Annotated in this window: 18 protein-coding genes; 12 read left to right on the top strand and 6 right to left on the bottom strand. The window is 45.2% G+C overall.

Annotated features, from left to right (window positions below; translation table 11 throughout):
- Positions 1-61: 61 nt before the first annotated feature.
- The 3 genes from BMX95_RS16280 (at position 62) to BMX95_RS16270 (ending at position 3,508) form a co-directional block, all read left to right on the top strand.
- Positions 62-1,732 carry a TonB-dependent receptor gene (locus BMX95_RS16280; protein ID WP_081203489.1) on the top strand — a complete coding sequence of 557 codons (1,671 nt, stop codon included), beginning with the start codon at positions 62-64 and terminating at the stop codon, positions 1,730-1,732.
- Positions 1,733-1,847: 115 nt separating this feature from the next.
- Entirely contained in the window at positions 1,848-2,555 is a 708-nt protein-coding gene (locus BMX95_RS16275) for a hypothetical protein (RefSeq protein ID WP_133054039.1), read from the top strand.
- A 53-nt stretch (positions 2,556-2,608) separates the two neighbouring features.
- Positions 2,609-3,508 (top strand): class I SAM-dependent methyltransferase, encoded by a 900-nt coding sequence (locus BMX95_RS16270; protein WP_081203487.1) that lies wholly within the window; start codon positions 2,609-2,611, stop codon positions 3,506-3,508.
- 164 nt (positions 3,509-3,672) lie between these two features.
- Here BMX95_RS16270 and BMX95_RS16265 read toward each other — a convergent pair whose 3' ends face one another.
- A complete protein-coding gene (locus tag BMX95_RS16265) occupies positions 3,673-4,503 on the bottom strand; it encodes a glutaminyl-peptide cyclotransferase (protein ID WP_081203486.1) in 831 nt (276 codons plus the stop codon).
- Positions 4,504-4,712: 209 nt separating this feature from the next.
- On the opposite strand from BMX95_RS16265, the gene BMX95_RS16260 reads away from it, so the two are divergent.
- Complete coding sequence (locus tag BMX95_RS16260; protein WP_081203485.1) at positions 4,713-5,927, top strand: glycoside hydrolase family 88 protein; 1,215 nt, start codon at positions 4,713-4,715, stop codon at positions 5,925-5,927.
- Between the two features lie 87 nt (positions 5,928-6,014).
- Entirely contained in the window at positions 6,015-7,856 is a 1,842-nt protein-coding gene (locus BMX95_RS16255; RefSeq protein ID WP_081203484.1) for a glycoside hydrolase family 2 protein, read from the top strand.
- 515 nt (positions 7,857-8,371) lie between these two features.
- Here BMX95_RS16255 and BMX95_RS16250 read toward each other — a convergent pair.
- Positions 8,372-9,076 (bottom strand): NUDIX hydrolase, encoded by a 705-nt coding sequence (locus BMX95_RS16250; protein ID WP_081203483.1) that lies wholly within the window; start codon positions 9,074-9,076, stop codon positions 8,372-8,374.
- A 252-nt stretch (positions 9,077-9,328) separates the two neighbouring features.
- Complete coding sequence (locus BMX95_RS16245; RefSeq protein ID WP_081203482.1) at positions 9,329-10,207, bottom strand: helix-turn-helix domain-containing protein; 879 nt, start codon at positions 10,205-10,207, stop codon at positions 9,329-9,331.
- 232 nt (positions 10,208-10,439) lie between these two features.
- Here BMX95_RS16245 and BMX95_RS16240 point away from each other — a divergent pair, with 232 nt between their 5' ends.
- The 6 genes from BMX95_RS16240 to BMX95_RS16215 all read left to right on the top strand — a co-directional run bounded on the left by BMX95_RS16240 (position 10,440) and on the right by BMX95_RS16215 (position 20,758).
- Complete coding sequence (locus BMX95_RS16240) at positions 10,440-13,625, top strand: SusC/RagA family TonB-linked outer membrane protein (protein WP_081203481.1); 3,186 nt, start codon at positions 10,440-10,442, stop codon at positions 13,623-13,625.
- Between the two features lie 13 nt (positions 13,626-13,638).
- On the top strand, positions 13,639-15,225 hold the full coding sequence (locus BMX95_RS16235; protein ID WP_081203480.1) for a RagB/SusD family nutrient uptake outer membrane protein: 1,587 nt from the start codon (positions 13,639-13,641) through the stop codon (positions 15,223-15,225).
- 19 nt (positions 15,226-15,244) lie between these two features.
- Positions 15,245-16,342: an IPT/TIG domain-containing protein gene (locus BMX95_RS16230; protein WP_165759073.1), complete on the top strand. Its 1,098-nt coding sequence runs from the start codon at positions 15,245-15,247 to the stop codon at positions 16,340-16,342.
- Positions 16,343-16,448: 106 nt separating this feature from the next.
- Complete coding sequence (locus BMX95_RS16225; RefSeq protein WP_081203478.1) at positions 16,449-18,281, top strand: sodium:solute symporter family protein; 1,833 nt, start codon at positions 16,449-16,451, stop codon at positions 18,279-18,281.
- A gap of 23 nt (positions 18,282-18,304) precedes the next feature.
- Entirely contained in the window at positions 18,305-19,492 is a 1,188-nt protein-coding gene (locus BMX95_RS16220) for a glycoside hydrolase family 130 protein (RefSeq protein WP_081203477.1), read from the top strand.
- 36 nt (positions 19,493-19,528) lie between these two features.
- Positions 19,529-20,758 (top strand): AGE family epimerase/isomerase, encoded by a 1,230-nt coding sequence (locus tag BMX95_RS16215; protein WP_081203476.1) that lies wholly within the window; start codon positions 19,529-19,531, stop codon positions 20,756-20,758.
- Positions 20,759-20,785: 27 nt separating this feature from the next.
- On the opposite strand, the gene BMX95_RS16210 is transcribed toward BMX95_RS16215, so the two are convergent.
- Both BMX95_RS16210 and BMX95_RS16205 read right to left on the bottom strand, forming a co-directional pair.
- Positions 20,786-21,451 (bottom strand): HAD family hydrolase, encoded by a 666-nt coding sequence (locus BMX95_RS16210; RefSeq protein ID WP_081203475.1) that lies wholly within the window; start codon positions 21,449-21,451, stop codon positions 20,786-20,788.
- A 126-nt stretch (positions 21,452-21,577) separates the two neighbouring features.
- Positions 21,578-23,419 carry a PAS domain S-box protein gene (locus BMX95_RS16205; protein ID WP_081203474.1) on the bottom strand — a complete coding sequence of 614 codons (1,842 nt, stop codon included), beginning with the start codon at positions 23,417-23,419 and terminating at the stop codon, positions 21,578-21,580.
- A gap of 386 nt (positions 23,420-23,805) precedes the next feature.
- Here BMX95_RS16205 and BMX95_RS16200 point away from each other — a divergent pair, with 386 nt between their 5' ends.
- Positions 23,806-24,960 (top strand): MFS transporter, encoded by a 1,155-nt coding sequence (locus tag BMX95_RS16200; RefSeq protein ID WP_081203473.1) that lies wholly within the window; start codon positions 23,806-23,808, stop codon positions 24,958-24,960.
- A gap of 165 nt (positions 24,961-25,125) precedes the next feature.
- Here the strand turns inward: BMX95_RS16200 and BMX95_RS16195 are convergent, their stop codons facing one another.
- The gene (locus BMX95_RS16195) at positions 25,126-25,503 is read right to left on the bottom strand and encodes a four helix bundle protein (RefSeq protein WP_207631706.1); all 378 of its coding nucleotides are present in this window, start codon (positions 25,501-25,503) and stop codon (positions 25,126-25,128) included.
- Positions 25,504-25,526: the final 23 nt, after the last annotated feature.

Genomic DNA, 25,526 nt, shown 5'->3' with positions numbered 1-25,526 from the left:
GATTCGATAGCCCTTTCACGTTTGACGTTTCAAGATTTTTACACCGAATTATTGTTTTCAGATGAATAAATCAAGCATAACTCTTTTTCTTTTCGGAGGACTTCTGAGCGCTGTGGCTACGCAGGCGCAGGAGCCTAATAAAGGAAAGACCATTGATGTAACCTCTCAGTTTAAACCGGTATTACGGGAAGCATCGAAGATCAATTTTAATGCAACCGAGCCCGCGGTAGATACTACCAAACCCCGGCTCAATTACAATATACCCGCGCAGAATTTGTTTTTTAGTTATCAGCCTGCTGGTGTAAACCCCGTGGCGCTGAAAGTAGATTCCATTAACTCGTGGCAATACAGCAATTATATAAAAGCAGGTATTGGTAACATTCACCAGCCCTATATAAAGGCCGGGTTCAGCTTTGGCGATGGTAAACAAACCTTCTTTAATGTATTTGCCAATCACTATACCTCAAAAGGCGATCTGCCTTTTCAGAAGAACAGTCAAACCAGTGTAGGCGCTGCCGCTACTTATAAAACCACCAGTAACCTCGAGTTGAATGGCAGTTTGGGTTTCCGCAGCGACGATTATTATCTGTATGGGTTCAGACCCGATACGTTGAAGAATATATATTCCAAAGATGACCTGAGACAACGCTTTCAAACCATTGAAGGAAAAATTGATTTCCGCAACCTGGCCCCAACAGAATTTGGGCTTAATTATCACCCCAGCATTAAAGTAAGCGGGTTCAGTGACAACATCAGCAATACACCCAAAGGAAGTGAGATGAATACGGTAGTAAACCTGCCGCTGGAAAAAACATTTGGCGAGAAGTTCTCGTTTGGTCTGGGCGCTACGGCCGACCTTACCAATTATAAGTTTGGCGATAAAAGCAATAAAACAACGCTCCAGAATAATCTATACCAGATAGCAGCAGCCCTATCGGTTAAAACCGATAACCTGTACCTGCATGCTGGTATACTGCCCATCTGGGACAAGAAGCAGTTTCATATGCTGCCCGATGTGATGGCTGATATCACCACCGATGATAAAAAGTTCACCCTGCAATTGGGGTATGTAGGGAATTATCAAAAAGGTTCTTACCAACGCATGGCATCCATCAACCCCTGGTTGGCGCAGCCCGATACCCTGATGAATACACGCTCCATTGAATTGTATGGCGGCATAAAAGGTTCGTTGGGTGATCATTTCTCTTATTCAACCAAACTGGGCCTGGTTACTTACCACAATATGCCGCTGTTTGTGAATAATTACGTAACCGATTCTACCGGCAAGAATTTCCTGATCCGGTATGAACCAAGGATGAACAGCCTGTCGTTACACAGTGAATTGGGGTATACCGTTGGCGAAACGTTCAGCGCAACCGCCGGGTTCACCTGGAATAATTACTATAAACTGGAGCAGGAAAACAATTCCTACGGGTTAATTCCTATGGAATTCAATGCAGCCATTCGCTGGCAGGCGATCAAAGACCTGTTCTTTTATACAGAGCTGTGGACCTGGACAAAACCCTGGACCCTGGCCAAAAATGGCGAGAGCGTGAAAGGAGACAATGCTTTTGACCTCAATGCAGGCGCCGAATTCCGTATTACCAAGAACTTTAATTTGTGGATCCAGCTTAATAATTTGTTAAATGATGAATACCAGCGCTGGAACCAGTACCAGGTATTTGGATTCAGCTTTATGGGGGGCTTAACTTATTCATTTAATACGAAATAGGTGAGTTGGGAGCGTTAAGTAGTGAGACCAGCCATGGGGATAAAGGTTTTACGTATTTTGTGTTTCCATTACCGGAAAATTTTTGTTCTTTGCAGAAGTAAACAAAGGATATAATATGAACAATGTGCTGGTAAGTTATCTGCTTCAACATAAAAGCATCAGTATCCCCGGACTGGGTTCAATGTATATTGAGCGTATTCCGGCTCAAACTGACTTTGTGAACCGTCGTATTCTACCCCCTGATTATCATTTCCGTTTCGATAAATATTTTGATGCTCCGGATAAAGATTTCTTCACTTACCTGGCCAAACAGCAGAATATAGCCGATTATGAAGCCATTAAATGGTATAATGAATGGGCTTATGAACTGCGCAGCAAATTGCGCGAAGGACAGATTGTGGATTGGGCCGGCATAGGGACTTTGAAGAAAGACATATCAGGAGAAATTGTGTTTGAATCGGCAGGCCGTATTCCCAGTTTACAGGAACCAACGCCGGCCAATCGCGTTATTCATACTCACAGCCAGCATACCATGCTGGTGGGTGACCAGGAAGTGACCCGCAAGATCTCCAACATAGACAGTACGCCCGCGGCAACAGAAGAAACTACTATTACACCGGCGGAAGAACCCCAACAGGCTCCCGACCAGGCCGAACCTTACCATTACCCCTGGGAGAATGAGAAGCCCAAAAAGAAAGGCTGGTGGTTTTTTGCCCTGATTGTGGCTGCTTTGGCGCTGGGGGTGATCTTTTTCAGGGTGTATAAAAGCGGATTTGTTACTTCCGCCGCTGGAAATCACCAACCGATCAATGCAGCCCCTTAATTTTCTTTTAAACTAAAGGATTCTTTCCTTTCTTTGCAGGCCATAAATACCTGATGTCGTCACCTATACATTATACTACCTGCCCTGCCTGCGATTCGTCTGACATTCATCGCGTGTTGGCAACAAAGGACCATACCGTATCGCATAAAACATTTGAGATCTGGGAATGTAGCCGTTGTACCATGCGATTTACACAAGACGTACCCAAACAGGATGATATAGCCGCTTATTATCAGTCGGATGACTATATTTCACACAGTAATACCAGCAAAGGACTGGTGAACAGGTTATACCTTCGAGTGCGCGAACGTAGTTTAAAAAATAAACGGAAACTGGTACAATCCTATACCAATGCGGAAAGCATGCCCCGCCTGCTGGATGTTGGTTGCGGAATTGGTGCCTTTATGGACCATATGCGGCAGCATGGCTGGGCGGTAGAAGGCGTGGAACCCAGTGAGGTGGCCCGGGAAAATGCCCACAAACAGTACGGTTTGTTTGTATACCCCCCCGATAAATTCTTTGATACTACCCTAGGCGATTTCGATATTATCACCATGTGGCATGTGCTGGAGCACGTGCACCTGCTGAATGAATATATGGACCGGCTGAAAGAATTGCTGCGTCCGCAAGGCACCCTCTTCATTGCGGTTCCGAATTATACCAGCCTCGATGCTTCTCAATACCAGGAGAACTGGGCCGCGTACGACGTGCCACGCCACCTGTATCATTTCTCACCCGAATCTATGCGGTTATTGGTAGAAAAACATGGCCTCCACTTACGCGCTGTAAAACCCATGTGGTACGACAGTTTTTACGTAAGCATGTTAAGTGAGAAATACAAGACTGGCAAACAAAGCGTGATCAAAGGCGGTATTATGGGCTCTATTTCGAATTTGAATACCCTCCTTCATAAGGAACAATGCAGTTCGTTGATCTATGTGATAGGGAAGTAGTTGCGGTCACCAGTTACCAGTCGCCGGTTTCCGGTCTATTATACTTCAGCTTGCTGATTACTGGTTGTGATCTTCGGATCTAAAGACCCGGTGACCGGCAACCGGTAACCGGCAACCTGATACTTGAAACCTGTAACAGTTAGTCAAGATGCAAGGGATTCTGATTACTGCACTTTTATCTCATAAATAAATGGCCATCTTTTGCCGGTAACCAACAGTTGACCGGTTTCTTTATTATAGGCGATCCCGTTCAATACATCGGCGCCGGGGCGCAGGGAATTTGCTTCTTTCTGTAAATTTTCCAGGTTGATCTTTCCTACTACATTACCGGTTTCGGCGTCAATTTTCAGGATGTAGTTTGTTTCCCACTGGTTGGCATAAATAAACCCGTTTACATACTCCAGCTCGTTGATATTGCTTACCGGGCCGTTGTTGTCGGTGACCCGTGTAATGTAGGCCAGTTTAACCGAGTCGGGGGTAAGAAAATACAGGTTGCTGGTACCATCGCTCATGATCAGGTGGGTAGAGTCGTGTGTAAGGCCCCAGCCTTCCTGGGCGGGTATCCTGAACTCTCTTATCAGTTTGAACGTATTGGCGTCGTATATAAAACCAACGTGGCTGGTCCAGGTGAGGTGGTACATTTTGTCACCAAAGAAAGTGATGCCTTCCCCGAAATATTTCGTTTTATCGAGCTTTACTTTGGGGGTTACTTTGCCGGTTTTAAGATCTGCGATACCGAATTCAGAGGGGTAGGGGCTTTCATCGGCATTACCGCCTGAGCTTTCGAATAACTGACCTTTATTGAACTCCAGACCTTCGGTGAAATAGGACGTATCGTGGGGATATTTGTTTACCACTGCGTATTGAATGACCGGAGGTGCGGCATTTCCATTGCTATTGGTATCACCTGCATTATTGGCACCGGCGTTGTTATTGCCATTACAGGCAGCCAGGGTGGCCAATAATACGGTCGCTGCAAAAAGTACTTTCTTCATAATATCGTAATATATAAACTAGGCTTTCAAAAATACGATCCGAAAGATAAGTAAAGCTAAAAGAATAATTAATTTTTGAATTAACAGGAGATTAAAGGCTGCTCTGCTACTTCAATTCTACTACATACTCATTTACACCTCAAAAGGGACCAATTTACCGCCACAACCATGCGCCATTTTTAATATTTTCGGGAGAAATTTATCCCTTCATGAAAAGAACTGCTTTGGGATTGGCGATGCTTTGCTATATGCTGGTAACAATAACCGTTTGTTTGGCACAGAATAGTTCGCCCATCGATTCCCGGAAAAAATTATCAGGCATCATCCACGACAATTTTGCAGACGGTGCAAAACAATACAAAGTATTAAAGTCCGCAACGCCGCCCGACAGTTTTCCCAGAACATATAATCCGCAAACAGGCAAATCCGTAAACAGTAACTCCGGCTGGTGGTGCAGTGGTTTTTATCCCGGCACCCTGTTGTACCTGTACGAACAAACAGGTGATCAGTCGTTGTATAACGAAGCGGTTCGCATGCTGGGCCTGTTACAAAAAGAACAATACAATAAAGGCACCCACGACTTAGGTTTTATGATGTATTGCAGTTTTGGCAATGCCAACCGCATAAAGCCCTTACCGGAGTACAAAGAAATATTACTCAACAGCGCCAAATCGCTCAGCACCCGGTTCAACCCAACAATAGGTTGTATAAAATCATGGGATTCAAAAAATCCATCCGACTTCCTGGTGATCATCGATAATATGATGAACCTGGAATTGTTGTTTGAAGAAACAAAGGCTACCGGTGATTCCTCTTTTTATAAGATTGCTGTAACGCATGCCAATACAACCATGAACAACCACTTCCGGTCAGATTACAGTTCGTACCATGTATTGAATTATGATATGACCACCGGGTCAGTAAAAGAGAAGAAAACGGCACAGGGCTATGCCAATGAATCGGCCTGGGCCCGCGGCCAGGCCTGGGGTTTATATGGCTATACGGTTTGCTATCGCGAAACCAAAGATGTACGTTACCTGCAACAGGCGCAACACATAGCGGCCTTCATTTTAAAACATCCTAACCTGCCGGCCGATAAAATTCCTTATTGGGATTTTAACGCACCCGATATTCCCAATGCACCACGCGATGCCTCTGCAGCCGCCATCATGGCTTCTGCTCTTTTAGAGTTGAGCCAGTATACCAAAAGCAAGGATGCCAGGGAATACAGGGATGTGGCCACCACCATCATCCAAAATTTATCTGCTCCTGCCTATAAAGCCGCTGCCGGTACCAATGGTGGTTTTATTCTGGAGCACAGTGTAGGACATAAACCTGCCAATTCTGAAGTGGACGTGCCGCTTACCTATGCTGATTATTACTTTATCGAAGCATGTAAGCGGTATAAAGAGATGTATAAATAGTTAACGAGAAGAAGGGCAGAGGGCAGAAGGCAGAAGGCAGAGATGCCGCAACGCAGATTTCCGATTGCCGATTCAAGAAATCATCATATGAGAAGAACATCCCAACTTGTTGCAATAGCAACATGCATCAGTACAATTGCATCCGCACAGATCCCATTGATCACAAACATCCCGGCACGGACAACTACCAGCCTCAATGGAACCTGGCAATATATAATCGATCCCTATGGAACGGGCTTTTATGATTACCGGTACCAGGAGCGGAAAGAAAATGACCGGGAAGCTTATTGGACAACCGATATACCTGTTGATAAAACCGATCGGAAGGAACATCAATTCACTGACAGATACACGTTACAGGTTCCGGGCGACTGGAACTCACAAGCCGAAAAATTCCTGTATTACGAAGGCATTGTGTGGTATAAGAAGTCATTTGATTTCACCAGGCGCAATCCCGCCAATAAAGTATACCTGTATTTTGGCGCCGTGAACTATGAAGCAGATGTATACCTCAATGGCAAAAAACTTGGAAAACATAAAGGCGGATTTACGCCTTTCAATTTCGAAGTGCCCGATTCCATACTTAAAAGCTCCGGCAATTACCTGGTGGTTAAAGTGGATAACACCCGGCATAAAGATGAAGTGCCTACCGTAAACACCGACTGGTGGAACTATGGTGGTATTACCCGGGATGTGCAACTGATAGAAGTACCACAGTCATTTATACAGGATTATAGCCTGGCCATCAAGAAAGGCGCCGCGTTGAAAACGCTGAAGAATATTCCGGTAGAAGGCTGGGTGCAGTTGAATGAATGGCAAAGCGCTAAAGAAGTAGTGGTTGAAATACCGGAGTTGAAAATTAAAAAAGCATTTCCGGTAACAGGCAACAAAGTGGCCCTGCAATTCAATTTGCCTACAGCAGAGCTATGGTCGCCACAAACGCCCAAATTGTACAATGTCGTTATCAATACCAGTACCGATCGTATAACCGATAAAGTTGGTTTCCGCACTATTGAAGCAGTAGGTAAACAGGTATTGTTGAACGGAAAACCATTGTTTATGCGTGGCATTTGTATACACGAAGAAATTTCGCCGCAAATACGCCGTGCTTACAGTAAACAGGATGCCCTGCAACTGCTGGGCCAGGCCAAAGAACTGGGTTGTAATATGGTTCGACTGGCACACTACCCACACAATGAAAACATGACGCGTACTGCCGATTCACTGGGCATACTGGTATGGTCAGAAATTCCGGTTTACTGGACAGTAGATTTCTCCAGCACAGAAGTGTTTGAGAAAGCACGTACCCAGCTAACCGAAATGATCACCAGGGACCATAACAGGGCGAGCATTATCATTTGGTCTGTTGGCAATGAAACCCCGGTAAACCCCGTACGCACCAATTTTATGCGCAACCTCATCAGCTCGGCCCGTTCACTCGATTCTACCCGGCTGGTATCGGCTGCGCTGGAAGTAAATTATCAGCCCGGCGTGAATAAGATCGACGATCCGTTAGGAGAATATGTTGACCTGGTTGCGTTCAATGAATACCTCGGCTGGTACTCGGGGTTACCCGACAAATGCCGTTCTGCCAATTGGGAAATTGGTTATAACAAACCTTTCTTTATAAGTGAAACCGGCGCTGAAACACAGTATGGATTTCATGGCGACTCGTTAACACGTTGGAGTGAAGAGTACCAGGAGTGGTATTATCGCGAACAGGTAGCTATGTTTAAACGTATGCCCGATAATTTTGCCGGCTTGTCGCCCTGGATCCTGTGCGATTTCCGTTCTCCCCGCCGTAATAACCAAACCTTTCAGGAAGGCTGGAATAACAAGGGGCTTATTGATCAGAAGGGGCGGAAGAAGAAGGCGTTTGCGGTATTGAAGGAATATTATGATGGGAAGGCAATAGGCAATGGGCAATAGGCCGAAACGCGGCAAATTAGAACAACGTACATAGAAAAGAGAACTGAGTTTATACACTCAGTTCTCTTATTTAAAAAATAAATATCTTATTACAGCCATTGCCTAAACATTGACTGGCTTTAGTTTGGCATGGTTCTTTCACATATAGGATGTGTAACCGATTGTATAGCTCCTGAGCTTTGTATTATGATCTTTGTTGATCGTATCTTTTATCCCAGATATATCCATACGCCTTTTCTCGCGCGTATTTAAGCACCTATAGTAACCGACATATTTATAGACCACTCAGGTAGGGTGTAATGGTTTGACATGACCTACTGCTTCACCCGTCGAAGCCCTGGCGAAGGAGGGCCCATTGCCTATTGCCCATTGCCTTTTGAGAAAGCAAGCCACGTTATATACCAGAAAGGCATACCAGATGTTGTCGCAGTTGGTATAGCAACTCTCCAGTTATGTCCTGTTTTAGTAGGGTAGTTCCTCCTCCGGGGAACTGCCTTTTTTTATTTGCTGAAGGGTTATTTCAGATTACCTGGGTTGGGAATGAAATTTAAGAATGAATGGAATTGGGAGTCGTAGCGGCGTTTATCCAGTTTATAGTAAAAGGCGCCTTTTTTAGAACCCTCTTTTTCCTTTTCTTTTTGTTTAACAAGCAGTTTAGTAGAGAGGATCTTACGGGTGAAATTACGTTTGTCCAGTACGGTGTCATACACACCGGTGTACAGGTTGTATAGTTGGGGCAACGTAAATTTATCGGGCATCAGCTCAAATAAAATGGGGTGAAAGGCTGCTTTATAGCGAAGCTTTTCCTGCGCCATTTTTACCATGCGGCTGTGGTCGAAGATCAATCTGGGTATTTTTTTCAGGGAGAACCATTCAGCGTGGAAGTCGTCGCTGATCTGTTTTTCGTATTTGCCAATATCGATCAGGGCAAAATAAGCGATGGAGACGGTGCGGTCTTCCGGATCACGGTTAGGTTCACCGAAGGCGTATAATTGTTCAATATATACATTCTTGAGGCCAGTCAATTGTTTCAGGATGCGAGCGCCCGCAGCTTCAAAATCTTCATCAGGCTGAACGAAACCACCCATTAAGCTCCATTTGCCTTTTTCGGGTTCAAATCCTCTCTGAATACACAGTAGTTTTAGTTCATGTCCGTCAAAACCAAAAATGATAGAGTCAATCGCAACAAGCATGCGTTTTTGCTTGGAATAATGTTTCATATGAAAGTGAATCGGTCCATTTATACTATTAAAATCTGAAATTAAAATAGTGGAAACGGATAGAATTTTGGGTTAAAGTAATAAGAAAAACTGAACAATAATATAACTGGGTGATGAAGATAGTTATTTTTTTTAATAGCGCCACTCGTCCCGGTTGGGCCAGCTGGCTGTTGCAATTTTTTTGCAAGCGCCGGATGCCTGCTTTCACGGGCTTTTCAATATACTAACGATGATCAGGAATAGGCTTACCGTTCATATAAAGATGCGGGTACCGGAAAAGCTTTCCCGGAAGTCTTTGGGGGTACAGCTCTTTTTCTTTTTAAATATGCGGTTGAAGTTGGAGATATTATTAAAGCCGCAGTGATACGCCACTTCGGCTATCGACTGGGTGGTATCTATCAGCATCCGGGAAGCGTGGCCCAGCCTGATTTCGGTAAGGCTGTCTATAAAAGTATTGCCGGTACGTTGCTTAAAAAAGCGGCTGAAAGCGGCATCAGACATGTTGGCCAGCCGCGCTACTTCGTTCAGGGTAATGGGTTTGTCGAAGTTATGGTTCATGTATTCCAGCGTTTTCTCAATACGCCGGCTGTTATAAGTGTATTGTTCGGTATTATTGAATGAGGCGTCGGATAGAATACGCATATTTCGCGAAATGGACAGGTCATGTAGAATTGACATTAATTCAAGCACAGAATCAAAGCCTTGTTTCTGATTTAATTCCATAATGCGAGGCGCCAGCTGTTGGGTAGTTTCTTTTGAGAACAGGATGCCGCGCAATGATTTTTCCAGCATGGTACGGATAAAGCTCAGCTGATTGCGGCGCAACAATTTTTCATCGAACAGGTCTTTGTGAAACTGTACAGTGATCTCTTTTATCTCATTGCTTTTACAATGATGGGTGAACCAGGCATGCTGCAGATTGCTGCCTACCAGCACCAGCTCCAGTTCGTCGATATCTTCAATGTGATCGCCAATGACCCGCCTGGCATTTTTAGCGTTCTGAATAAAATTCAACTCAAATTCTTCGTGGTAGTGAAGGGGAAAATCGAACTCCGATTTAACCCGGGAAAACAGGGTAAAGCAGTCGCTTTGCGTAAGAGGGGTTATTTCCCGCATTAATGTATTTTTCATTTGCTGGCAATTGTATCGTTTAGCTGATCAAATTTATACAATAAGTTGCATAATTAATATCATAAATGTACTATAGAAGTGCTTTTTGTAAAGTGCGTTTATTTCAACGATTTAGCTGATTTATATTAGAAATAGGCCTATATATTACCGGGAAAAATATAATGATAGGTCAATATAGTATTATTTAGTAAGCATAAATCAGGCATACATTTGATTCAAATTGTATTGCTGTATGAGAAAAAAAGTACTTTGTCGGGTACTCATAGGTTTGCTATGGGTGCTCGCGCAAACGGCGCCTGCGTTTGCTCAAACCAAAACAATCTCCGGCATCATTTCCGACCAAAACGGCGTTCCGCTTGAAAAAGCTACCATAAAAGCAAAAGGCGGTCAGCGTTACGCCACTTCAGATGCAAACGGTCAGTTCAGGCTGGCCATTCCACAAAATACCTCCGTACTCGAAATTTCATATGTAGGCATGAAACCGATGGATGTTTCCATTGAAGGAAAACAATCGGTGCTGGTTACCCTGAATGTAACCGAAAGCAAACTCAATGAAGTGGTGGTTATCGGGTATGGTACAGCGCGGCGCAGCGATGTATCAACCGCCGTTTCCTCCATAAAAGCAAAAGACCTGAAAGACCTGCCCGTAGCCGGTATTGACCAGGCACTGCAGGGGAAGGTAGCAGGAGTGAGCATTACCAATAACTCCGGACAGCCCGGTGGCGGTGTATCCATCCGTGTTCGTGGTATCACCAGTGTAAATGGCAACGAACCGCTGTATGTTATTGATGGAGTTCCCATTCTTAGCAATACCAAAAGCATTGCGCATGACCAGTTGGGTGGCAAGGCCGGTCAGGTAGACCAAAGCGTTATGGCAACCCTGAACCCGGCCGATATTGCCAGCATCGATATCCTTAAAGATGCATCGGCCCAGGCTATTTATGGTTCGCTGGCTGCGAATGGAGTAGTGCTCATCACTACCAAACGCGGAAAAAGCGGTGAAGGCAGGCTCACCTACGATGTATACCATGGCTGGCAATCGGTACCTAAATTATTACCGGTTATGAACCTGCGGCAATATGCCGAATATTATAATTCACTGGTGCCTGAAATACGGGCAGCCGGCAATTCGGTTGATACCATTGGCGAGTTGAAAGATCCTTCCTTATTGGGCAATGGTACCAACTGGCAAAAAGAACTGTTTCAAACCGGGCAGATCGATAATCACCAGCTGGCTTTCTCTGGCGGACAGGCTAAAACAACTTATTATTTTTCCCTGAACTATTTCAATCAAACGGGTACCATCATTGGTTCAAAATTCAACCGGTATGCTTCCCGTTTCAGTATAGATCAACAGGTAAAGAGCTGGTTAAAAGCAGGCATTAGTGCCAATCTGTCGAGAAGTAACCAGCGGATAACCTTAACCGATGGGGTGGAAACACCTACGGCCATCGTTTTGTATAATAGTCCGGCCACACCGGTTAAAGGCTCCGACGGGAAATATATTACCTCCGCTAACTTTGGCGGTACTTCCCTGGGCAACGCGAATGGTAACCCTATTGCTACGGCACTGTTACGCGATGTGCGGGCGGTTCAGTCGAAAGGATATGGGAACATATATGCAGATCTCCAGTTTTCCAAATACCTCAGCCTGCGCAATGAGGTGAACTTTGATTATCAGCTGAATGAAAACTCGGCCTTTCAACCGTATTACCTCAATGAAGCGACTGGCCAGGCAGTGATGGCCCCCAGCAAATTGCGGGAAGACAGAAACACGAACTTTTATTGGGGGCTCAGGAATTACCTGACCTATAACCAGTCGTTTGGTAAACATGCCGTTAATGCAGTAGTGGGGCATGAAGCGCAGGCCTCGCATTGGGATAATAAGTGGATCACCGTTACCAACCTGGAGCAAAACCTGCAATCGACCAGTGCAGGTACCGTGGTGCCTGCGCAAACAAGTGGTAAAAAGGGCGACTGGAGCATGGAATCGTATTTTGCGCGGGCTACCTATACCTACGATAACCGGTATTCAATCAGCGGATCAATAAGACGGGATGGTGCCTCCAGCTTCGGACCCAATAACCGCATTGGTTATTTCTCCGCCGGTTCTGCGGGCTGGACGGTTACCAATGAAAAGTTTGCACGGGACTGGAAGTTCATCGATTACCTGAAGCTACGGGTGGGCGCCGGTTCTGTGGGCAATCAAAACTCACCCATACAAAATGCCTATTCCACCAACATCAGGTTGTTTACGGTGGCGCCTTTTGGGCCTGGCGGCGTTCCGGCCAACGTAGGCAATCCCGACCTGAGCTGGGAGTCGGTAACTACGTATAATGGTGGGGTTGATCTTTCTTTCCTGAAAAAACGCGTTGAGTTAAGTGTAGACGTGTATAAAAAAATCACCACCAATATGATCCTGTCTATTGTACCGCCGATGTTTTTAGGGTTGGACCCCAATCCACCCAAGAACGATTACAAAGAAATTGAACCGGCTGTTACCAATGCCGGTGAAATGACCAATACCGGCGTGGATATCAGTCTTACCACTTACAATATTCAGCGCAATGATTTTAGCTGGAAAACAAGCATCGTTTTCAGCCGGTATAAAAACCTGCTGGTGCGGTTGAATTCGCCCACTGCGTTGTTGAAGGGCGCTGAACAGGATTTTACCCAGGATGGTTCGGTGGTGAATATTACCCAGGCCGGCCGGGCAGTGGGTAGTTTTTATGGGTATGTTACCGATGGCCTGTTTCGCGATATGAATGAATTGAATAATGGTACCGACTGGGGGCTTGCTGTTGGTCCGCAGGGTGTTTACCTGGGCGATATCCGTTATAAAGACATCAGTGGTCCCGATGGCAAACCAGATAACAAAATAGGCAGCGAAGATGTGACCTTTATTGGCGATCCCAATCCTTCCTTTACGTACGGCATTACCAACTCGTTTACCTTTAAAGGCTTCGACTTTTCTTTCTTTTTACAAGGCGTGCAGGGAACCAGGATCTTCAACTGGACCCGCAAGTATACAGAAGGTATGACCAGCATTTACCTGAACCAAAGCACTGATGTAATAAGCAGGTATACCACGGCCAATCCTCAGGCTTCTATACCCCGCTATAATCAATGGAACAATAACAATACCCGCAACTCTGACCGGTATATAGAGAATGGCAGCTATCTGCGGGTGCAGAATATTTCGCTGGGTTATAATTTCCCGGCCCGCTGGATAAGCAAGGCCAAAATGGCGAATGCCCGGTTGTATCTCTCGGCCCAGAACGTGTATACATTCACGAAATACACTGGATATGATCCCGAAATTGGTTCGTTTGATAAGAATGTGCTTTCGCAGAATGTAGACAACGGGCATTATCCCAATCCAAGGACCATAACCATTGGTGCTAATATTGAATTTTAAACAATGCTTCAACATGAAAACGATCAATAAACATATAGTCTGTTATTTCATTGGAGTGACGGCGTTGGCTTCCTGTAAAAAGGACTTTCTCGATCATCCTTCGGAGAACAATCCCACGCTCGATACCTATTACAATACTGCCGCGCAGGTGCAAAAGGCCACCGGTTATTTATACAATTCTGTTTGGTACGATTATCAGGATAAAGCCTTTCATGCCATTGGAGAAACGCTGGCCGGTAATATGCTTACTGAAACGGGCCCGAACTATGGAAGCGGCAGTTATAACCTGTTCACCGTTTTAAGCACAGATCCACTGGTGACCAGTTGCTGGCGATCGTTGTACAAAGTGGCAGGTACAGCCACCGTGCTGATCAATACCTTTCAGCAAAAGAAAGGAACTGCCACAGAGGCCGGTTACCTTGATCAGGGTATTGCAGAAGCCCGTTTTATGCGTGGTGCGGCTTATTTTACCATTACCAGATCGTTTGGCGATGTGCCTATTATTACTGATCCGGTAACTATTGCTGCGGCGGGTCCACATACCGTGCCCCGCTACCTTCAGAAAGATGTATTACAGTTTGCGCTGGAAGATTTCAGGTATGCCGAACAGAATTTACCGGCTATCCCCACAGAGAAGGGGAGGGTGAGTAAGTATTCAGCAGCGGGTATGATGGCCAAGTTATACCTGTACCGCAAGGATTATGACAGCGCAAAAATGGCGGCCATGGAGGTGATCAATTCGGGTAACTATGACCTGTATCCCAATTATGAAGAAATGTTCACCAGCTCCAAGGCCAATAATAATATTGAATCGTTGTTTGCTTTGCAATGGATAGCTGAAGGCGGGTATGGTTTTGCCAATCCCATACAGGTATATTCATCGCCTTCTACCTTATTGAAACCGGTTGTGAAAACAGGGTATTCCTCGGTGTATCCCACCCTGGATATGCTGGCGGCTTATGATCCCGATGACAACCGCCGCAAGTGGTCTGTCATGGAACACGGGTTTAAAAGAGCCGACTGGACGAATGTTAATTTTCCCAATGGATTTGAATACGATACCACCGGTAAGGTATATGAAGATGCCACGCATTTCAAAAACGGTACCCGATCAAATGCTTTGAAGTATATAGTGGGCACCGGTACCAATGGCGAAAAGCTGAGTGACAATGGGTCAAGCGATATCTGTACGTATATATTGCGTTATGCGGATGTACTGTTGATCTATGCCGAGGCGGTATTAGGTACCAGTGCGTCTACTGCCGATGCATCGGCACTGGATGCGTTCAATAAAGTGCATACGCGTGGGAACAATTTCAATGGCGTAAAACTTACTTCGCTTACCAAAGATATTATTCTGCATGAACGTCGGGTTGAGTTTGCCTTTGAAGGTGATTACTGGTTCGATATACAAAGGCAGGGTTTTGAAAAAGCGAAGGCCATTATCACCGCGCAGGAACGGGGTACGTTGAGTGATAATGGAACGATCAATCATGCGCGGGCCAATTTTAACTCGCCCAGCCAGTTGTTTCTGCCGATACCACAACCGGAAACGGTATCGGACCCTAAGCTTAATGAACCGCCTGTTGCCTATTATTAAACCCTTCCAAGCTTTTACCATGAACTATTTTAAAAACACAACCTCATATATCGCCATAATCTTTTTTGCCGGCTTGCTGGTGTTCAGCGCCTGCAAAAAAGAAAAGGGAATGGACAATCCAACAGCCAGCCAACTGTCACCCTTACTGGGTGCGGCCGGTGATGTACTTACCTTAACCGGTGATGATCTGGCCAATATACAAACCATTGTTTTTGAGAAAGACAATGTGCCGTGCCTGTTCAATCCAACCCTGAATACGGCCAATGCGGTTATTTTTCGTGTGCCAGATACCGCCTCGGGTGGAGATCAAAACATTGTTCTAACCAATATCGAAGGGAAACAGGTGTCGGTACAATTTAATGTGCTGGCACTTCCGCGGGTAACGGAAGCCTCGAATTATAATTTTACGGGCGGCACTGTACTTGAATTAACGGGCAGAAACTTTGAAGTAGCGAATAAAGTGGTGCTTCATGGTACTACCGATGAGGCTACCATTTTGTCACAATCCAAAACAAAGCTGGTGATCAAGATGCCCTCCACCAACGTGGTAAGGGCAAAGCTGGATATTACCAACCCCACAGGTACCTCAGTGACAGGGCAGGAGTTTGTATACATACCGAATAATTTTATTGTGTTTGATGATGACTGGGGCAAAGACGGCGCTTATGGCATTGGCAGTATACAATCGTGGAGTTTCAGTTGTAATCCTTCTATATCAACTGCTGTAGCCCCCAAAGCCGGTACGGCTGTATTGCGGGCTGATTATACCGATGCCGGTGGCGGATTAAGTACTTTCCTGGGGTGCAGCTGGACCACCAACAACAACACATTCAACATGGTTTATAAAATGGCGTTTATAACCTTTTGGGCAAGAACCGAAGCTGCCGATGTAGACATTACTATTGTGCCTGATAACCCCTGGAAGGGTACTGACCCTTTTGGCGCCGCCACTGGTTTCGGTAGTAAAACAGTTACCCTGGAAAAAGGGAAATGGATGTATTTCAAAATACCAGCCGATTTTATTTCAGGTGATTACAGCAGGCTCAATTTTAAAACAACTGACAAAGCGGCCCCGAAAACTACCATTTATTACGATGATATTATTTTGGTTAAATAGACGGCAGAAGGCAGAGGATAGAAGGCAGAAAATTGAAAGCCAATAGGAGGAACCTGAAATTAATGCATTTGCTGTTTCGCGACTGGCAATTTACGATATTCGAAGAATGAATTTAACAATACTGGACATAAGCATTGTCATTCTGTACCTGGCTACTATGATTGTGATTGGCTGGGTATTGCGTAAAAGAGCGCGAAAAAATAAGGAAAGCTACCTGCTCGGTGGCAAGGCGCTGCCCTGGTACATGTTGGGGCTGAGTGATGCCAGTGATATGTTTGATATCAGCGGTACTATGTGGATGGTGACGCTGTGTTTTGTATATGGCATGAAATCGATCTGGATACCCTGGTTATGGCCGGTGTTTAACCAGGTATTTATGATGATGTTCATTTCGAAATGGGTGCGCCGGTCAAATGCCAGTACCGGTGCCGAATGGCTGGTAACCCGTTTTGGCGCCAGCGGCAAAGGTGTAAAAAGCTCACACAATGTTGTGGTGGCTTTTGCACTCTTAAGTTGTTTCGGCTTTCTGGCTTACGGGTTTGTAGGCCTGGGCAAGTTCATTGAAATATTTGTTCCCTGGCACCTGGTAGCAGCCTACGTACCTTTTACAGTAGCACCGGAATATGTACCGCATTTGTATGGAATGGTGTTTACGCTGTTTGCCATGTTCTATTCCATTTTGGGCGGTATGCACAGTATTGTACTGGGCGATGTGATCAAGTATGCGATCATGACCATTGCCTGCATTTCCATTGCAGTCATAGCTATGCTGCGGTTACATAGTCCCGGTACGCAGCTGTCTGTTCCGCACGACTGGACGAATCCATTCTTTAACTGGCAGTTGAACCTCGACTGGAGTAACCTGGTGCCGGATGCCAATAAAAAGATAATGGAAGACGGGTATGGGTTATTTGGGTTCTTTTTTATGATGATGTTGTTTAAAGGTGTTTTTGCCAGTCTGGCCGGGCCTGCGCCCAACTACGATATGCAAAAGGTATTGTCGACCCGCTCGCCTAAAGACGCCAGTAAAATGTCGGGTTTTGTTTCCATTATATTATTGCCAGTGCGGTACTCGATGATCATTGGCCTTACAGTACTGGCTTTATTGTATTATAACCAGCTCGATTTACGTACTGCTTCAGGGACTGATTTTGAAAGAATATTACCGGCTGCCATCAATAGTTTTTTACCGGCAGGAATTTTAGGCCTGGTGCTTACCGGTTTATTAGGAGCCTTTATGGGCACATTTTCCGGTACGCTGAATGCCGCCCAGGCCTATATAGTGAACGACATTTATTTAAAGTATGTTGATCCACAGGCCGGCACAAAAAAAATAATAACCGCCAATTATCTCGTAGGTATTGTTGTGGTGGCCATTGGGGTAACGCTGGGCTTTTTTGCCAAAGATGTGAACAGCATTTTACAATGGATTGTGAGCGCGTTATATGGCGGTTATATCGCAGCCAATATGTTGAAGTGGTATTGGTGGCGGTTTAACGCCAGTGGTTTTTTCTGGGGCATGACCAGTGGCATTATAGCTGCGCTGGTATTCCCCTATATTTTTAAAAATACCCTGCCCTTGTACAGCTGGCCTTTATTGTTCCTGATCTCGCTGGCCGGTTGTTTTATCGGTACCTGGTTAACCCCACCCACGGAAGAAACCGTATTGAAACAATTTTACAAAACAGTAAAACCATGGGGTTTCTGGAAACCCATTCAGGCAAAAGTTATAAACGAAGACCCTGCCTTTGTGCCTAACAAACGGTTCAAACTGGATATGTTCAACGTGGTGTTAGGGATCATTGGTCAGTGTTGTTTAACCATTCTGCCTATGTACATAGTACTGTGGTTAAAACTGCCCCTGCTGATCACCGTTGCCATACTGGTGGTGATTGTGCTGGTGCTGAAACGAACCTGGTGGGAAAAACTGGAAAACTAAACAGACTCTAAAATCGAAACGCAATGGACAAGAATTATTTGCAGCGGTTGGAATGGCTCAAAAAGTCACATGAGAAATTAATTAACCGTACCAATGAAAAAACAGATGAAGAAAATGGCGTTTATTGCCGGTATAAGCACCCGGTGCTAACTGCCAAACATGCGCCCCTGCTCTGGCGTTATGATCTCAACGCGGAAACCAATCCGTTTTTGATGGAACGCATCGGGATCAATTCGGTGCTCAATGCGGGCGCTATTAAGCTGAATGGGAAATATTATCTGATAGCGCGGGTAGAAGGCACTGACCGGAAATCATTTTTTGCAGTGGCTGAAAGTGAGAATGGCATCGACGGGTTCCGGTTCTGGGATTACCCCGTACTAATGCCCGAAACAAGCATAGCGGCCACCAACATTTATGATATACGCGTGGTGCAACATGAAGATGGCTGGATCTACGGTTTGTTTTGCACCGAACGGCGCGATCCCAATGCTTCACCGGCAGACCAGTCTTCGGCTATTGCCCAATGTGGCATTGCCCGTACAAAAGACCTGGTAACCTGGGAGCGCCTGGCCGATCTGAAAACACCATCGCCCCAACAACGGAATGTTGTACTGCACCCCGAGTTTGTGGATGGACAATATGCTTTTTATACCCGTCCGCAGGATGGATTTATTGAAGCCGGCACCGGGGGCGGCATCGGATTCGGGTTAAGTAATTCTATGGAACAGGCTGTTATTCATAAAGAAGTGGTGGTTGATAAAAGAGTGTACCATACCATTTCTGAATTAAAGAATGGCCTGGGTCCTCAACCAATAAAAACCAATCAGGGCTGGTTGCACCTGGCGCATGGGGTACGTAACACCGCTGCCGGTATGCGATACACGCTGTACCTGTTTATGACTGATCTGCGGGATCTTACCAGCATAATTTACAAGCCGGGGGGGTATTTTATTGCACCTGAAGGGGAGGAGCGGGTAGGGGACGTATCGAACGTAGTGTTTGGCAATGGCTGGATCGTTGATGACGATGGCCGGGTGCTGATCTATTATGCGTCGTCTGATACCCGCATGCATGTGGCGGAATCGACTATTGAACAGCTGGTTGATTATGTGATGCACACGCCAGCAGATGGCTACACGTCTGCCGCCTCGGTGCGCAACCTGTATAAAATGATTGAAAATAACAAAATGGCCCGGCAGCAGGATATTTAACACGCAGCTGAGCAAAAAAAGTGGTATAATCGTTACATGAACGGGGAACTTTTAAAAAACGAATTGCAACACGAGTTGCTTGCTATACTCGACTACTGGCTGCAACACGCCGTTGATGAACAACAGGGTGGTTTCTACGGCCGTATTGATAATAACAATACTAAATATCCCGACGCACCTAAAGGCAGCGTACTGAATGCCCGCATTTTGTGGACATTCTCCGCTGCCTACAGTTTAACAAAGGACCCGCGGTACGCCACGGCGGCCGACAGGGCATTTGCTTACATTCGCGAGCATTTTATCGATTCGTTGTATGGCGGGGTTTACTGGAGTGTGACCAGTAACGGCGAATCGTACGATACAAAAAAGCAGGTATATGCCCTGGCCTTTGTATTGTATGGTTGCAGTGAATATTATCGCGCCTTAAAAAACGAACCGGCCAAAGCCCTGGCCATTCAGTTGTATGAAGTGATACAACAAAAAAGTTATGACCATAAACAGGGTGGCTATTTTGAAGCCTTTGACCGGCATTGGGAAGGAGTGGCTGATCTGCGTTTAAGCCACAAGGATGCCAATGAAAAGAAAACCATGAACACGCATTTGCATATTCTGGAAGCATATACCGCCCTGTATAGAATATATCCCGATGAGGTGCTGGCAAAACACATCGCCGCCCTGCTGCATACTTTTCACGATCACCTCATCAACCAGCAAACCGGTCACCTGCATTTGTTTTTTGACGAACACTGGACTGTAAAATCAGATACCGTTTCCTACGGGCATGATATAGAAGCCAGCTGGCTGTTGCCGGAAGCGGCTGAAACAATTGGCGATGAAAACCTGGTAACACTGATGCGGGCCGAAGCGCTTAAAATGGCTGATGCGGTAATCATTGGACTCGATACCGATGGCGGCCTGTGGTATGAATACGAAACCTCACAGAACAGGCTGATCAAAGAAAAACACTGGTGGCCGCAAGCCGAAGCACTGGTAGGTTTTTACAGTGCCTGGCAAATTAGTGACCAGCATGAATACCTGCAGTATGCTTATAATGTGTGGGCGTTCATCAAACAATACATTCGTGATGATAAACACGGCGAATGGTTCTGGGGCGTGAACGAAGATCACTCCGTTATGCAGGGGCAGGATAAGGTAGGGTTGTGGAAAGGACCTTACCACAATGGAAGGGCTTGTATGGAATTGATAAAGCGAATTAATATCGACCTGTCAGGTGCGCGGCAACAGGCTGAAAATTCAAACAGGTAAGGCGAACCTGACAGATCTTATCTCTTACTAGCCCATCGATTTAACCAGGTCGGCAGGCGACAGGTGCGTATAATCTTTTGTATACCGGATGATGTTGTTGTAAACTGCAAACTCCTCTTTTTCGTGCATGGTAGTTAATACCACAGAAGGCATGCCGGCATTTTTCGCTGCTTCCACGCCTTTGGGCGCATCTTCAAATACCAGACAATTAGCAGGATCAACCCCTAATGCCTCTGCACACTTTAAATAAGTTTCAGGGTGTGGTTTGCTGATGCTTACATCATCGGCGCTCACAATGGCCCTGAAATATTTACGGATGTTCAGATTGTCTAACACGAAATCAATGTTGAACATAATGGCGGCAGAGCCGATGGCCATTGGAATGTTCATGGCATGTGCCTGTTCCAGAAATTGTTGTAAACCGGGGATCAGTTGCAGGTGTGGCTTGTATTCCTGTTGGTAGCGTTTTTCTTTTTCAATGGAAAGGTGGTCCATTTCTTCGGTGGTAAACCGGTCTTCTCCAAAGATGCGGATCAATAACTCGCTGTTTTTGCCATACATGTGGCTCTTTGTTTCTTCCCAGCCTAAGTTAGCGCCCAGATCATCATTCAAAATATGATACCATGCTTTTAAGTGAAACTGCATATCATCGATCATGGTACCGTTCAAGTCGAACAAAAAAGCCTTATCCATAAGAATCTCCCTGTGCATTTAAATAAAAAAAACACCGCAAAAATAAGGCATCAGCCTCGTTTTGCGGTGTAAAACAACAAAACACTATGTTATATTATCTTTCAGTTGCGCCCAGAACACTCAGTATCAAATAGTAAAACTTACCTGCATTCGGCAGCCTTTGCCGGGTGATGATTCAATTTTAACACGGCCATTAAATAATTCTGCCCGGCTTATAATATTAGTGATGCCGATGCCTTTGCTTTTTTGGTTGGTGTTGAACCCTTTGCCATCATCGGCAATGGTGATCAGCAGCTGCCTGTTCTTTTGAACAATAGCCACCTGCACTTCGGTAGCGCTGGCATATTTAATGGTGTTGTTCAATTGTTCCTGTACAATGCGGAAAATGGTCATTTTCAGTTTGTGATCGAGCAGCGGTTCATCGGGCACAGCAAAGTACAGGGAGATGGTAAATGGCTGCGCCAACCGGATTTTATCAATAAGGTCATTTAAAGAGAATTCCAGTCCCACTGCTTCATTAAATGTTTCAATCATCGATTTTGATAACCGCCTTATTTCTTCAATAGCTTCGCTGATGGTGTTCCGGCTGCGGTTGATCATGTCATCCTGTAATGCGGGTGTGTCTTTTGCGCAGTTGAGGTACAGCCTTGCGGTTGTGAGCATCTGGCTGATGTTGTCGTGCAATTCCCGGCCTAACATGGCCCGTTCTTTTTCCTGTGCGTCTATCACTGCTTTGGCTACTTCCTGTTGCCGCTGAATTTCTTTTTCAACCAGCTGGTTTTGCAGCTGGATCTTTTCCGTTATATCATTGCCCAGGATCAGCCACGCATTCCTGCCTTTATAATTAATGGCATGCGCCCATACTTCAACAAAAATGATGTCTCCGTTCTTTTTAATGTGTTTGCGTAAGATGGAAGGCCGGTTAATACTTTCCACTTTTGGCAGCGCGTATTGCAATTCCTGTTCTTCGGGTGATACAATGGCGTTGCCGTTCATTTGCATAAACTCTTCCCGCGAATAACCATATAACTGCATGGTAGCTTCATTCACTTCCAGGAACTGCATGGTTGCGGCATCGCAAACACCAATGGGGAGGGGGCTTTTATAAAACAGGTTCTTATACAGGTCTTCCGATTCCTTTACTAACTCTTCTGCTTTTTTTCTTTCGGTAATATCCCTGAAGTTTCCAACCAATGCATTGATGCCGGGTCTTTGCAGCATGTTCGATGCCAGTCCCTGTACCCAGCGTTCGTTACCCTGTTTGTCGAACACCTTAAGGTCGATCGTGTACAGCTCATCGGGATGTGCTATCAGGCTTTGCAGCAGATTGCCCATGGTAGGTAAATAATCGGGATGTATAAACGAACATACATGCCGGCCCATGTAATCGGCTTCTTCGTACCCGAACACGGTTTTGCCGGAAGGGGAACCGTAAAAGATATTCCCTTCCTCGTTGGCCATAACGATGATGTCGGTGCTGTTTTCTATAAGTGATCTGAATTTCAATTCACTTTGGCGCAGTCCTTCCTCGGCTTTTTTACGTTCGGTAATATCCCGGGCCGAGCAGGAGAGGGCGATGATCTTATTGTCTTCCCGTACCGGGGTAACCGTAATATCGAAGAAAACCGTTTCCTGTTGAATGGATAACTGGTGGGCAAATCGTTGGGCTGTACCATTAAAGGCTTCCTGGTAGATAGCCGGCCAGGGCAGGTGTTGGGTAGGATCCAGCAGGCCAAGGCAATCGATGACGGCGGAGCCGGGCAAGATCTCTTTACCACACAATTGTTTTACCGTATGGCGAAGGTGTGGATTGCAAACAATGTATTGAAGGCTTTTATCGATGATCCAGGTAAAGCCTTCGGTATTTTCAATTACACCATTCAAAATGGCAGCAGCTGTGGCATTCCGATTAGGGCCAATCGTTGCCTGCATAGTGGTATCGCTATGCGAAACAGATGAGGTTTGCATAAAGTTTGAAGTATTAAAACGTCAATAAAACACATTGTTTCCGTGACAAGTCAGGAAAACAAACCTGGTTTGGAAGGGATTAATTGCTACTAGCCAGAGAGTTGAATGTGTTCTGATGTATTGGTTGGAAAGTCACTGAGCCAAAAAAGAACGTGATCTAAGTGGAAACCCGTTCTGTAAATTTAAAGAAATATCTTAATCAGACTGCATTAACGGTTATAAATCTTATCTATTGCGTTTTTCCTTTGATTCGAAGTCCTATCTATCTTTTTTACGCTAACACAATCTGATATAAATACGATGATTGTTGCCAATGGGTTGTGTATTTTAAAGAAATTGATGCAAAAATGTTTTTGTGATGAAATACCTCCAGTAATTTTGGCGCCATGGAAAGTATGTTGGTGCAGCCGTTGGTTTCAAAAAGAGCGGCCCGGTTATCGATAGGAGCGTTTTTCTTTATTGCAGGTTTATGTTTCGCCAGTTGGGCCTCCCGCATTCCCGATATAAAACAACACCTTCAGTTAAGTGATGGCGGCCTGGGGGCCGTTTTATTTGCCCTGCCCGTTGGGCTGATGGTGTCGCTGCCTTTTTCGGGCTGGCTGGTACATCATTTTGGCAGCCGGAAAATGGTTTTGCTGGCAGCCGTGTTGTATCCGCTTATTTTAGTCAATATTGGCCTGGTTCAACAAACCTGGCAGCTGGTGGTGGCTTTATTTGCTTTCGGACTAATGGGTAACCTGTTCAATATCGCCGTAAATACCCAGGCGGTTAGTCTGGAAGTATTGTATGGCCGTTCCATTATGGCCTCTTTTCATGGTATCTGGAGCCTGGCCGGTTTTACCGGTGCCTCCATTGGAACCCTCATGATCAATTTTCATTTAACTCCCTTCGTTCATTTTTGCATAGTTGCCTGCGCCGCCTTTTTAATGATCGCGCTGTTGTATCGCAACTCCCTACGGCAGGATATCAACGCCGATGACGACCGCCCCTTATTTGCCAAACCCGATGCTACTTTATTAAAACTGGGTCTTATTGCCATGTGTTGTATGGTTTGTGAAGGTGCCATGTTCGACTGGAGCGGTGTATATTTTCAAAAAGTAGTAGCGGTGTCAAAAGGATTGATCCCCCTCGGCTATACCGCCTTTATGTGTACCATGGCCGGCGGACGTTTTGCCGGTGATAAACTGGTTACCCGGCTAGGCACCTTGCGCATGTTGCAGATAAGCGGATTGGTTATTGCCACCGGATTGGCGATTGCTATTGCATTTCCCACACTGGTAACCGCTACCCTGGGTTTTATGCTGGTTGGGATTGGTGTATCTTCTGTAGTACCTCTTGTGTACGGTGTTGCGGGTAAATCTACTGTCTTTTCCCCTGGTGTTGCTTTAGCGGCTGTATCTACTATTGGTTATTTAGGTTTTTTAGCCGGTCCGCCAATGATTGGGTTTATTTCACAAGCAGCCAGTTTAAGAGTTTCGTTTGCTTTGATAGCTGTTTTGGGTTTCACAACGACCATTATTTCTTCGAAGACGAAGTTTTAAGTTAAAAGTTAAAAGTTTAAAGTTGAAAGTATAAAGTTGAAAGTATAAAGTTGAAAGTATAAAGTTGAAAGTATAAAGTTGAAAGTATAAAGTTGAAAGTTCAAAGGTTAAGTGGTTGATTGTTTGGTGTTGAATGGGCGTTTTTATCTTTACGGTTTTTGAACTTTAAACCACTTGTAGTTGCTGCCTGAATAGATTAATAAGCCCAAAAATCATTCGCCTGATTTCATCAGATAATGAATATAGTTCATCAAAAAGTGCCTTATTGATATAGTTTCGATCAAGAATTCGGTGTAGCTGTGATTGGCATTCACATACAGAACCAAGTGAAATGCCAAGGAATTGGATAAATTCCTTATTGCCAACTCGACCAAACCCCTCCGCAATATTATCCATGATTGACCCACTGGAACCGTTGATCTGATCTTTTAATTTGTAGTCTTTTGACAGGTTTGTTGTAATACAGATGGAGTGAATTTTGTCGCAAAGTGTTTTTGCTTTTTGCCAGGCCATAATTTCCTCAAATGTGTTAAACGTAGCCATTATAAAGTTTTTAAAGTGAAGTA

It is taken from the genome of Niastella yeongjuensis, assembly GCF_900110245.1.
GTDB classification, from domain to species: domain Bacteria; phylum Bacteroidota; class Bacteroidia; order Chitinophagales; family Chitinophagaceae; genus Niastella; species Niastella yeongjuensis.
Note: the sequence above shows the minus strand (reverse complement) of the source record. Positions and strands in the feature narration are given on the sequence as shown.

Bases quoted from the DNA above. Each gene is read 5' to 3' on its own strand.
- BMX95_RS16195 (WP_207631706.1), bottom strand. From the start codon at position 25,503: ATGGCTACGTTTAACACATTTGAGGAAATTATGGCCTGGCAAAAAGCA.
- BMX95_RS16270 (WP_081203487.1), top strand. From the start codon at position 2,609: ATGTCGTCACCTATACATTATACTACCTGCCCTGCCTGCGATTCGTCT.
- BMX95_RS16205 (WP_081203474.1), bottom strand. From the start codon at position 23,419: ATGCAAACCTCATCTGTTTCGCATAGCGATACCACTATGCAGGCAACG.
- BMX95_RS16220 (WP_081203477.1), top strand. From the start codon at position 18,305: ATGGACAAGAATTATTTGCAGCGGTTGGAATGGCTCAAAAAGTCACAT.
- BMX95_RS16210 (WP_081203475.1), bottom strand. From the start codon at position 21,451: ATGGATAAGGCTTTTTTGTTCGACTTGAACGGTACCATGATCGATGAT.
- BMX95_RS16260 (WP_081203485.1), top strand. From the start codon at position 4,713: ATGAAAAGAACTGCTTTGGGATTGGCGATGCTTTGCTATATGCTGGTA.
- BMX95_RS16215 (WP_081203476.1), top strand. From the start codon at position 19,529: ATGAACGGGGAACTTTTAAAAAACGAATTGCAACACGAGTTGCTTGCT.
- BMX95_RS16235 (WP_081203480.1), top strand. From the start codon at position 13,639: ATGAAAACGATCAATAAACATATAGTCTGTTATTTCATTGGAGTGACG.
- BMX95_RS16240 (WP_081203481.1), top strand. From the start codon at position 10,440: ATGAGAAAAAAAGTACTTTGTCGGGTACTCATAGGTTTGCTATGGGTG.
- BMX95_RS16275 (WP_133054039.1), top strand. From the start codon at position 1,848: ATGAACAATGTGCTGGTAAGTTATCTGCTTCAACATAAAAGCATCAGT.
- BMX95_RS16255 (WP_081203484.1), top strand. From the start codon at position 6,015: ATGAGAAGAACATCCCAACTTGTTGCAATAGCAACATGCATCAGTACA.
- BMX95_RS16225 (WP_081203478.1), top strand. From the start codon at position 16,449: ATGAATTTAACAATACTGGACATAAGCATTGTCATTCTGTACCTGGCT.
- BMX95_RS16200 (WP_081203473.1), top strand. From the start codon at position 23,806: ATGGAAAGTATGTTGGTGCAGCCGTTGGTTTCAAAAAGAGCGGCCCGG.
- BMX95_RS16265 (WP_081203486.1), bottom strand. From the start codon at position 4,503: ATGAAGAAAGTACTTTTTGCAGCGACCGTATTATTGGCCACCCTGGCT.
- BMX95_RS16245 (WP_081203482.1), bottom strand. From the start codon at position 10,207: ATGAAAAATACATTAATGCGGGAAATAACCCCTCTTACGCAAAGCGAC.
- BMX95_RS16280 (WP_081203489.1), top strand. From the start codon at position 62: ATGAATAAATCAAGCATAACTCTTTTTCTTTTCGGAGGACTTCTGAGC.
- BMX95_RS16250 (WP_081203483.1), bottom strand. From the start codon at position 9,076: ATGAAACATTATTCCAAGCAAAAACGCATGCTTGTTGCGATTGACTCT.
- BMX95_RS16230 (WP_165759073.1), top strand. From the start codon at position 15,245: ATGAACTATTTTAAAAACACAACCTCATATATCGCCATAATCTTTTTT.